Annotated in this window: 1 protein-coding gene; it reads right to left on the minus strand. The window is 52.9% G+C overall.

The genetic code is table 11. The features are described from left to right. Positions 1-75 precede the first annotated feature (75 nt). Positions 76-308 (minus strand): hypothetical protein (locus tag R0J87_RS19300; protein WP_498888258.1); only part of this gene is annotated, 233 nt, incomplete at its 5' end.

A 308-nucleotide genomic window follows, 5' to 3' on the forward strand; every position in this document is an offset into this window, starting at 1 on the left:
TCCCACTCTCACCGCTGCGTGCAGGCAATTTGCGATTTCGCAGATCAGTTCTTTCCCGACTGTGAGCCGACGACGTCACGCAACGCGGGAATTACCGGCCATGATGGAGTTTTTCTCATCCGACAAAAGGACGTTGAACGATACTTCAAGGAGTTCGCCCCGCAGACCCTTCAATGGTCTAAGGCAGGAGGACCGAGGATCGGCAACCCCCTCAATTTCGGCGATTCCAAAGGGATGACGTTTGAGCGTGTCTTGATCTACCCGCACAAGAATTTCCGCGACTTCCTGAAAACCGGAAATATGGAACT

It is taken from the genome of Halomonas sp. SIMBA_159 (assembly GCF_046536035.1).
Taxonomy (GTDB): Bacteria; Pseudomonadota; Gammaproteobacteria; order Pseudomonadales; family Halomonadaceae; genus Vreelandella; species Vreelandella venusta_A.